Origin of the sequence: Aeromonas molluscorum 848 (assembly GCF_000388115.1) — a bacterium.
GTDB lineage: Bacteria > Pseudomonadota > Gammaproteobacteria > Enterobacterales > Aeromonadaceae > Aeromonas > Aeromonas molluscorum.
The window spans coordinates 1-9379 of sequence record NZ_AQGQ01000160.1 but is presented as its reverse complement, the minus strand read 5'-3'; the positions used below and the strand labels follow the sequence as shown (position 1 = coordinate 9379).

At 61.4% G+C, this 9379-nt stretch carries 8 protein-coding genes and 3 pseudogenes; 9 read left to right on the top strand and 2 right to left on the bottom strand.

All coding sequences use genetic code 11. The annotated features are described in order from the left end of the window. Together G113_RS16780 and pspF are read right to left on the bottom strand one after the other, a co-directional pair. Positions 1–284, bottom strand: a pseudogene (locus tag G113_RS16780) (ABC transporter substrate-binding protein); the annotation flags it as partial. 83 nt (positions 285–367) lie between these two features. Next, entirely contained in the window at positions 368–1426 is a 1059-nt protein-coding gene (pspF, locus tag G113_RS16775; protein ID WP_005907558.1) for a phage shock protein operon transcriptional activator, read from the bottom strand. A 195-nt stretch (positions 1427–1621) separates the two neighbouring features. Between pspF and pspA the strand changes: the two genes are divergently transcribed. From pspA to G113_RS20735, 9 genes and pseudogenes are all read left to right on the top strand, one after another. Next, a complete protein-coding gene (pspA, locus tag G113_RS16770) occupies positions 1622–2299 on the top strand; it encodes a phage shock protein PspA (RefSeq protein ID WP_005907557.1) in 678 nt (225 codons plus the stop codon). 3 nt (positions 2300–2302) lie between these two features. Next, a complete protein-coding gene (gene pspB, locus G113_RS16765; RefSeq protein ID WP_005907556.1) occupies positions 2303–2539 on the top strand; it encodes an envelope stress response membrane protein PspB in 237 nt (78 codons plus the stop codon). Continuing rightward, positions 2536–2943: an envelope stress response membrane protein PspC gene (gene pspC / locus G113_RS16760; protein ID WP_005907555.1), complete on the top strand. Its 408-nt coding sequence runs from the start codon at positions 2536–2538 to the stop codon at positions 2941–2943. The genes pspB and pspC overlap by 4 nt, the downstream gene beginning before the upstream one ends. Further along, positions 2940–4356, top strand: a pseudogene (locus tag G113_RS16755) (YcjX family protein). Before pspC ends, G113_RS16755 begins: the two are co-directional and overlap by 4 nt. Positions 4357–4541: 185 nt before the next feature. Continuing rightward, entirely contained in the window at positions 4542–5567 is a 1026-nt protein-coding gene (locus G113_RS16750) for a YcjF family protein (RefSeq protein WP_005907554.1), read from the top strand. Positions 5568–5757: 190 nt separating this feature from the next. Continuing rightward, positions 5758–6681, top strand: coding sequence for a LysR family transcriptional regulator (locus G113_RS16745; protein WP_005907552.1), 924 nt, complete (start codon positions 5758–5760; stop codon positions 6679–6681). Positions 6682–6887: 206 nt separating this feature from the next. Then, positions 6888–8033, top strand: a complete 1146-nt coding sequence (locus tag G113_RS16740) for an ABC transporter substrate-binding protein (protein WP_005907551.1) — start codon at positions 6888–6890, stop codon at positions 8031–8033. A gap of 153 nt (positions 8034–8186) precedes the next feature. Next, the gene (locus G113_RS16735; protein WP_005907549.1) at positions 8187–9200 is read left to right on the top strand and encodes an ABC transporter ATP-binding protein; all 1014 of its coding nucleotides are present in this window, start codon (positions 8187–8189) and stop codon (positions 9198–9200) included. Further along, positions 9197–9379: pseudogene (locus tag G113_RS20735) on the top strand (ABC transporter permease); the annotation flags it as partial. The gene G113_RS16735 and the pseudogene G113_RS20735, both read left to right, overlap by 4 nt.

Here is a 9379-nt window from a genome sequence, read left to right as displayed (position 1 = left end):
ACATCCTGGCGCAGGTTCAGCGTGTAGATGAGCCCATCCTCGCTCACCTGCCAGTCGCGGGCCAGACTGCCGTGCAGTGCCAGGGTGTAGGGATCAGACTCTAGCAAGCGATCGTAGAGGGGGCGGGCGCTGGCATCCAGGGTTGCCCCCGAGTTGGCCAACTGGGGGTTGAAGGTTTGGGGCGCCCCTTCGCTGCAGTAGATGAGCCCCGTTTTGGAGGCCTCTGTCTGTTTCTGACAGCCGCCGAGTAGGAATAGACTGGCGAGCAGCAGTGGTGTGAGCATTCTCATTATGAAACCATGTCGTTAGCAAGTTGGCGAAGCCGATGGCCCCCATGGTGGCGACCTGTCGCAGGGCGCTCCACCTTTCAGACGGGGTCATTCTCCCCGTCCAGCAGCTGATATTTGCGCAACATACCGCGAAACTGATGGTAACTCAGGGTCAGCAGTTGGGCGGCTTTGCGCTGATTATACTGGGATTGTCGCATCGCTTGCTTGAGTAAATCTATCTCGACGCTCGCTACCTGGGTTTTCAGATCGCAAGGCAGCGTCGGCAGGGTGACTGAAACAGCCTCGTTTGTATCAATATCTTGCTCCCTTGCTCCTCGTTCGGTGTCGATGCCGATGGCGGGCGCCGTGCGACGGGCGCCGGGACGCCAGGGGGAGTCGAAGGGATTGATCACCAATTCGGCCAGGGCCAGTCTGGGATTGGCCTGGCGATAGATGCTGCGTTCGATCACGTTCTTGAGTTCGCGCACATTACCGGGCCAGTCATAGTCGTGCAACAGCGCCTTCGCCTGCCGGGAGAAACCGGCAAAGAGATCGTAACCCAGCTCCCGGGTCATGCCATGGGCAAAATGTTCCGCCAGCAACATGATGTCGTCGCGCCGCTCCCGCAGGGGAGGCAGCGTGATGACATCAAATGCCAGCCGATCGAGCAGGTCATGGCGAAAGCCGCCACGATCGGCCAGGGCCGGCAGGTCTTCATTGGTGGCGCACACCAGCCGCACATCCACGCTGAGCGCCTTGGCGCCGCCCACTCGTTCGAACTCACCATATTCAATCACCCGCAGCAATTTTTCCTGGACCCGGGCGCTGGTGGTGGCCAGCTCGTCGAGAAAAAGGGTGCCCCCATCGGCGCGTTCGAAACGGCCCTGATGACGCTTGGCGGCGCCGGTGAAGGATCCCGCCTCATGGCCAAACAGCTCGGTTTCCAGCAGGCTCTCACTCAAGGTGGCGCAGTTGATGGTGACAAAGCTTTGATCCCAACGCGGCGAGAGATAATGTAGGCGGTGAGCGATCAGCTCCTTGCCGGTGCCGCGCTCGCCGATGATGAGCACGGGTTTGCGCAGTGGCGCCAGGCGTGAGGTCTGTTCGATGATCTCGAGGAAGGCGTTTGATGCCCCTAGCAGGCTTTCCGTGGCCATGATGGTCCCTGTGGTTGATAAAAGCTGGTCAATCTTACCAAGAGTTGGTTATTTTTATCACCTACCTGTTCTTCATACGAGTCACGTGGCATAGTATTTCTATATAAATCATGGAGTTAGAGGCAATTAAATTTTTGGCATGGTGGTTGCAATATTCGATTGGTAAACCATGTATACAATCAAAGGAGTCTCATCATGAGCATTTTTTCCCGGTTAGCCGACATCATCAACTCCAACCTGACGGCCCTGCTGGACAAAGCGGAAGATCCGCAAAAAATGGTGCGCCTGATCATCCAGGAGATGGAGGACGAGTTGGTCAAAGAGCGCTCCAATCTGGCCCGCTTCCTGGCCGATCAGAAAGAGATTGGTCGCCAGGTCAGCCGCCATCAGGAGCGGGTCGAGGAGTGGCAGGGCAAGGCCGAGCTGGCACTCTCCAAGGGGCGTGAAGATTTGGCTCGCGCCGCCCTCATCGAGAAGAAAAAGCAGGCAGAGCTTGGCGAAAACCTGGAGCGCGAGCGTCAGGCCGTGGATGCCGGTATCGACAAGCTGGGCGATGAGATCCGCCAGCTCGAGGCCAAGCTCGAAGATGCGCGCGCCCGTCAGAAGGCCATGGTCATTCGTACCGAGGCGGCCAGCAGCCGCTTGAATGTGCAGAGCCAGGTCGCCCGTGGCGGCAGTCAAGGGGTGGTCGACAAGTTCGAGCGCATGGAACGCCGCATCGATGAAATGGAGGCCCGCGCCGATCTGGGGCAGTCCGACAAGACCCTGGCCAGCCAGTTTGCCGAGCTGGAAGTGGATGATCAAATCAGCCGCGAGCTGGATGCCCTGCGCCAGAAGATGGGTCAGGCCAGCGACGGCAAACAGGGAGAGTAATGAATGGAAGACATTCTTGGCATATTCGTGGCGCCCATCATGGTCTTCATGGTGGTGGTGGCCCCCATCTGGCTGGTGCTGCACTACAGGGCCAAGGGGCGGATCGGAGTCGGTTTGGCCGATAACGAACGGGATCAGTTGCAGGGCCTGCTGCAAAAAGCCGACAAGATGCAAGAGCGGGTCGGGGCCCTCGAGTCCATTCTGGACGCCGAGGTACCTGGCTGGAGGAACAAGGTATGAGTGAATCCTTTGGACAAGAGAGCCGCCGCAATCTCTATCGCGATCCCCAGAAGGGGCGGATCGCCGGTATCTGTGCCGGTCTCGCCGATTACTTCGGAGTCGAGACCTGGATAGTGCGCCTGCTGGCCATCAGCGGCCTCATCTTCGCAGGTTTCATCACCTTCACCGCCTATATCGCAGCCTGGTTTCTGCTCGACAAGAAGCCGGTGCTGTTGACGCCCGACTCGCCCATCCCTGCGACGAGCCGGATGAAGGCCCATAGCTGGCAGGCTGGCATGACGCCGCTGCAGGCCCTGGACAAGGTGAGCCGCGAGCTGGCCGCCCTGGAGCCCAGGGTGCAGCAGATCGAGAAACTGGTGACCTCCAAGGAGTTCACCCTGCAGCGAGAATTCAACAAACTTTGATACGCACTCTGGAGAGAAAGCTCTCGGCCTTGCAGCACAAGGCCGAGGACGCGGTGAATCGGGTCCGTGACAGGCACCTGCGTCTGGCGGTGACCGGCTTGTCGCGCAGCGGCAAGACCGCCTTCATCACCGCCCTGGTCCATCAGCTCGAGCATGCCGCCATCGATGGCCGCCTGCCCCTCTGGGATGCCGCCCGGCAGGGGCGTCTGCTGGGGGCGCGCCGCGTGCCCCAGCAGAATCTGCATATTCCGACCTTTGCCTATGAGCGGGGGCTGGGCAGCCTCTTTGCCGAGCCTCCCGCCTGGCCGGAGGCGACCCGTGGCGTGGCCGAGGTACGCCTCGAGCTGCGTTATCGCACCCGCCACCCTCTGCGTCGCCACTTGGGGGAGGTATCGACCCTCTATCTGGACTTGGTGGATTACCCGGGGGAGTGGTTGCTGGACTTGCCTCTGCTTGAGCAGAGCTACGAGCAGTGGAGCGAACAGGTGCGCGAGCAGCTCAAACGCCCCGCCTTGCACGCCCTGGCCACCCCCTGGCAGCTGACCGAGCAGGGCGAGCCCTGGCAGCCGGATCGGGCTTTTGATGAAGGGGAGGTCGCCCGTCTCGCCGAGCGTTACACCGCTTACCTGCATGCCTGCAAGCGTGAGCTTGGCTTGCACCTTATCCAGCCTGGCCGCTTCGTGCTGCCGGGCGAATATCAGGGCGCTCCCATGCTGCAATTTGTGCCCTGGGTTTGGGGTCCCCCCACGGGAACACTGGGGGATGATAGCTTGTATCTCACCCTCAAACGCCGATTCGAGCAGTACAAGCAGCATCTGGTGCAGGGGTTTTATGAGCAGCATTTTGCCGGCTTCGATCGCCAGATCGTGCTGGTGGACTGCCTGCAACCCCTCAACGCCGGGGCCGAGAGTTTTGACGACATGCAGCAATCCATCGCCCGCATCATGGAGAGCTTTGCCTATGGCAAGAGCAGTTGGTGGCGACGCCTGTTTGCCCCACGCATCGACAAGCTGCTGTTCGTGGCGAGCAAGGCCGATCACGTCACCCCGGAGCAACATGGCCCCCTGGTCTCCTTGCTGCAACATTTGGTGCAGCGTGGCCGTGGCCAGGCCCGTTTCGAGGGCATAGCGACCGAGTGTCTGGCGCTGGCCTCCATCAAGGCGACCGAAGCGGGCAAGGGCATGGCGGGGGGGTCGCGAGTTTCCTGCCATCAAGGGCACCAGCCTCACCGGTGAGCCGCTGCTCATTTTCCCGGGAGAAGTGCCGGCCCAGATCCCGTCTGCCGCCTGGTGGCAGGGTCAGCAGTTTGAGTTCCAGGCTTTTCGCCCCTTGCCCATGAGCCCCCATCAGGCCATGCCCCACATCCGTCTCGATGCCGCCCTGGAATTCTTGCTGGGCGACAAGCTGACATAGCCGTCATCGACGTTGATCAGGCGCAGCCTCATACCGAATCAAGCACCTCGCCGTGTTTTCCGGGCGACAAGCTGCAAAATGAACTCATGGGGCTCAGAACCGTACCGCTGCCATGTTGAACCGATGATCAATTACATAGCGTCGGCCCTGATCTCGATATCTGGGGCCGGAGAGAGGAGAACTGCATGAATGAGCTAAAGCAGGAGCCCAGGTTGCAGGGCAGAGTCGTGCTGGAAGAGCCAATCTCGCCCCCGGAACCTGCCCCCCTGGCCAGAGCCCGGGTGCTGGAGGATGAGAGTTTCGAGCGACAGGAGGCCCTGGACGAACTGACCGAGGTCGAACCCGCCTTGACGGTGCGCCCCCGTCGCCGTCATCGGCTGTTGGCCTGGGGACTGGGGGCGGTCGGCCTGCTCTCCCTGGGGCAGTTTGCCCGCTTCCTCTATGACAGCTTTCTGGTCTCCCCTTTCTGGGGCGGGGCCTGGCTGCTCGCCTCCGGCCTGGTGCTGGTTGGTACCGCGACCGTGGTCGGGCGTGAGTGGCTGCGGCTGCGCAAACTCAAGCGGCGCCAGGATGTGCGCTCCAAAGCCGACGATCTGCTGGCCCACCAGGGGGTGGGGCAGGGGCAGGATTTTTGCGAGGCCCTGGCGGCGCGCAGTGGCGACAAGGGGCGTGAGGGCTATCAGCGTTGGCTCGCCCAGCTCGATGAGAGCCACAGCGATCGCGAGGTGCTGACCCTCTATAGCCAGCTGGTGCTGACCGAGCGCGACAAGCTGGCCCAGGCACGGGTGGCCAAGTGGTCGGGGGAGGCGGCGGTGCTGGTAGCACTCAGCCCCTTGGCCACGGTCGACATGATGCTGATGCTGTGGCGCAACTTGCGCATGATTGAAGATATTGCCGATGTTTATGCCATCGAACTCGGTTACTGGAGTCGCATTCGCCTCATTCGTCAGGTGTTTCGCAACATGCTCTATGCCGGCGCGACTGAGCTGGTGACCGAGGTGGGCATGGATCTGCTGGGGGCTGAATTGACGGCCAAGCTCTCGGCCCGCGCGGCGCAAGGGGTGGGGGCGGGTCTGCTGACGGCAAGGCTCGGGCTGCGCACCATGGAAGCCTGCCGCCCGCTGCCCTGGTGCGCGGATGAAAAACCCAGGCTCTCCGAGATGCGCAAGGGGTTGGTGCGCAAGATAGCGGGGTATCTCAACAAACCCTGATAGCCCCGATCACTGATAGTCCCCCTCTGTACCTTGCTGATATGACCCATGCCCCTGTCGTACTTGATGAGCCACAGGGGCATGGTTTTTAATCGGCAGCCCATTTAGCCGGCATCATGGTGCCCCTTTGGTGAGGCGCCCGTTTACGGTTAAGCTGGCATCAAATCGTGATAATCGGCAAGGATGCCCGATGAACTTTACCTTTCGCCAGATCCGTTATTTTGTGGCCGTGGCCGACAGTTTTTCTGTGAGTCGCGCCGCCGCCGAATTGCACATCTCCCAGTCGGCGGTCACCAGCGCCATTCGCGAGCTGGAGACCGAGCTGGGCGCTCCCCTGTTCGAGCGCAACCCGCGTGGCGTCACCCTCACCACCCAGGGCCATCAGTTTTTGCTCCATGCCCGCCGGATCCTTGGCGCCATGACCGAGGCGAGCCACTCCCTCAAGGCGGTGGCCCAGCAGGATCAGGGGCGGCTCACCATAGGGGTGACTACGCTGGTGGCTGGCTACTATTTGTCGGAGGCGCTCGGTCGTTTTCGCCGTGCCTTTCCGGCGGTACAGATCGAGGTGAAGGAGGATGAACAGCCCTTCCTTGAGCACCAGATCGTCAACGGCGAGGTGGATGTGGGGATCCTGATGACCAACAGCACCATCCGCCAGGAGGCGTTCGATACCGAGCTGCTGACCCGCTCGCCGCTGCGACTCTGGCTCGCCGCCAATCACCCCCTCTGCGCCGAATCGACCCTCTCGCTGACGGCGCTGGGGGAGGAGTCGCTGATCTCGCTGACGGCTGATCAGCTGGATCAGATCATCGGTGGTGGCCTGCGCCGCTACGGCATAGCGCCGCGCATCGTGCTGCGTACCGCCTCGGTGGAAGCGGTACGCAGTCTGGTGGCGAGCCAGCTCGGGGTCGCCCTGTTGCCCGATTTTGCCTATCGCCCCTGGTCGCTGGAGCAGGAGCGGGTCGAGGCGCGCACCATCAAGGAGCCCATTCACTCCATCGACATCGGGCTGGTGTGGCGTCGTGGTTCACGGTTGGACTGGACGGCCCGGGAATTTATCGACATCGCGCGGGATCAGAGCCGGTTACGGGCCCGTCAGGCACTCCATCGCTAGCCATCTCTTGAGGGGGATTACTAAAATTCAGATTCATCTGAATTCGATATCGATTTAGCTGATACCTGAGCCACCAAAAATTGAAATATTCATCGTACTGCCACTCCCCTAAGCTCATTACTGGTTAACAGGATGTTAACGCCACTGCGGCGTTCTCTTCAGCTGATGCCGGCTGAAGCAAGTCAACACGATGCAAGGAGTGCATGATGAAATTGACCCCTCTTACCCTGGCCCTGCTGCCAGCCTTGCTGGCAAGCCCGCTTCAGGCCGCCCCGACCGAACTCGGCAAAGGAGAAGGACAGCTCAATATCGTGGCCTGGGCTGGCTATATCGAGCGTGGCGAGACCGACAAGAGCTACGACTGGGTGACCGGCTTCGAGCAGGAGACCGGCTGCAAGGTCAGCGTCAAGACGGCCGCCACCTCGGACGAGATGGTGGCGCTGATGAACGAGGGGGGCTTCGATCTGGTGACCGCCTCCGGCGACGCCAGCCTGCGCCTCATCGCGGGGGGCAAGGTGCAGCCGCTCAACCTGGCGCTCATCCCGAGTTACAGCAAGATTGATCCTCGCCTGCAAAACGCACCCTGGCACACGGTTGACGGCAAACACTACGGTGTACCCTACCAGTGGGGCGGCAATATCCTGATGTACAACACCAAGGTGTTCCCCAAGGCGCCGGACTCCTGGAGCGTGGTGTTCGAGGAGCAGACTCTGGCGGATGGCAAGTCCAACAAGGGGCGGGTGCAGGCCTTTGACGGCCCGATCCACATCGCCGATGCCGCCCTCTATCTGATGACCCATCAGCCCGCGCTCGGCATCAAAGACCCTTACGAGCTGAACGAAGAGCAGTACAAGGCTTCTCTCGATCTGTTGCGTAAGCAGCGCCAGCTGGTGGGGCGCTACTGGCATGACGCTTTTGTTCAGATCGATGACTTCAAGAACGAAGGGGTGGTCGCGTCCGGCTCCTGGCCGTTCCAGGCCAACACCTTGATTGCCGACAAACAGCCCATCGCCACCACTGTACCCAAGGAAGGCGTAACCGGTTGGGCAGATACCAGCATGGTGCACAGCGATGCCAAGCACCTCACCTGTGCCTACAAGTGGCTGGAGCACTCCCTGAACAACAAGCTGCAGGGGGATCTCGCCTCCTGGTTTGGCTCGGTGCCAGTGGTGCCTGCCGCCTGTGATGGCAATGCCCTGCTTGGCCCGCAAGGGTGCAAAACCAACGGCATCGACAACTTCGACAGGGTTCACTTCTGGCGTACCCCTGTGTCCCAGTGCAAGAGCCAGGGAACCTGTGTGCCTTATTACCGCTGGGTCTCTGACTATATCGCCATTCTGGGTGGTCGCTGAGGTTGGTTGAGCCCGGGGATCCGCGCGTCCTCTGCACGACCGCTTGGTCTGCGATAACACTGCAATCCTCTGGATGGCCGCTCAGGCCGCGAAGATCACATCTGGCGGGTCGGACAGGAGTCCGGCCAATCCCTGCACAGACAAGGACGCTCCATGAACGCCGTACAATTTGACCGGGTCAGCCGCCATTATGGCGAGGTGAAGGCGGTCGACGACATCTCTTTCCAGATCCCCTCCGGGGAATTCTTCACCCTGCTGGGCCCTAGCGGTTCCGGCAAGACCACCTGCCTGCGGATGATCGCCGGCTTCGAGTACCCGAGCGAGGGGGAGATCCGCCTGTTTGGCGAGCCCTGCTCCCGGGTGCCGCCCTATGATCGCAACCTCAATACCGTGTTCCAGGATTATGCCCTCTTTCCCAACATGGATGTGCGCGACAACATCGGCTATGGGCTGATGATCAGGGGGGGGCCCAAGGCGGAGCGTTATCGCAAGGTGGACGAGATGCTGGAGCTGGTGCGCCTGCCCGGCGTCGGCAACCGCAAGCCCGGCCAGCTCTCCGGTGGCCAGCGCCAGCGTATCGCCATCGCCCGGGCTCTTATCAACCAGCCGCGCATCCTGCTGCTGGATGAGCCGCTGGGCGCGCTCGATCTCAAGCTGCGCGAGCAGATGCAGCTTGAGCTCAAGGCGTTGCAGCGCCAGCTTGGTATCACCTTCATCTTCGTTACCCACGATCAGCAGGAGGCGCTCTCCATGAGCGATCGGATCTGCATCTTCAATCAGGGCAAGATCGAGCAGATCGCCGCGCCGGATACCATCTACGATGCTCCGGCGACGCCGTTTGTGGCCCGCTTTGTCGGCACCGTCAATCTGTTCGAGGGAGAGCAGGCCAGACGGTTGTGCGGTGACGAGCGCCAGATGATGGTGCGCCCGGAGCGGATCCGGCTCAGTGAGGCGGGCTGTCCCGGTTGGTCGGGGGAGATCCGCGAAGTGGAGTATCTGGGCCCCTTCGTCCGTTATCGGGTCGATTTGGGGGAGCAGATCGAGATCATCGTCAACCACCCCAATGAGGGGCAGGTCCGTCTGACCCGTGGCAGCCAGGTCAGCCTCAGCTGGCCGGAGCAGGCCATTCATCGCCTGACCGCCGCGGATCAGGGAATGCAGCCATGAGTATCCCTCACAGTGCGAGTCTAGCCATGAACCATCAGCCCGGATCTGCACGTTTCAGGCCGCTGCGGCGCCTATCTACTCTGCTCTATGGTCGACCCGGCCTGTTGCTGGCGATCCTGCTGGGGCCGCCCCTGCTCTGGCTCGGCATCATCTATGTGGGATCCCTGCTGATGCTGCTC

What these genes read in the sequence shown, in the direction of transcription:
- pspF (WP_005907558.1), bottom strand. Translation starts at nt 1,426, where the DNA reads ATGGCCACGGAAAGCCTGCTAGGGGCATCAAACGCCTTCCTCGAGATC.
- pspA (WP_005907557.1), top strand. Translation starts at nt 1,622, where the DNA reads ATGAGCATTTTTTCCCGGTTAGCCGACATCATCAACTCCAACCTGACG.
- pspB (WP_005907556.1), top strand. Translation starts at nt 2,303, where the DNA reads ATGGAAGACATTCTTGGCATATTCGTGGCGCCCATCATGGTCTTCATG.
- pspC (WP_005907555.1), top strand. Translation starts at nt 2,536, where the DNA reads ATGAGTGAATCCTTTGGACAAGAGAGCCGCCGCAATCTCTATCGCGAT.
- G113_RS16750 (WP_005907554.1), top strand. Translation starts at nt 4,542, where the DNA reads ATGAATGAGCTAAAGCAGGAGCCCAGGTTGCAGGGCAGAGTCGTGCTG.
- G113_RS16745 (WP_005907552.1), top strand. Translation starts at nt 5,758, where the DNA reads ATGAACTTTACCTTTCGCCAGATCCGTTATTTTGTGGCCGTGGCCGAC.
- G113_RS16740 (WP_005907551.1), top strand. Translation starts at nt 6,888, where the DNA reads ATGAAATTGACCCCTCTTACCCTGGCCCTGCTGCCAGCCTTGCTGGCA.
- G113_RS16735 (WP_005907549.1), top strand. Translation starts at nt 8,187, where the DNA reads ATGAACGCCGTACAATTTGACCGGGTCAGCCGCCATTATGGCGAGGTG.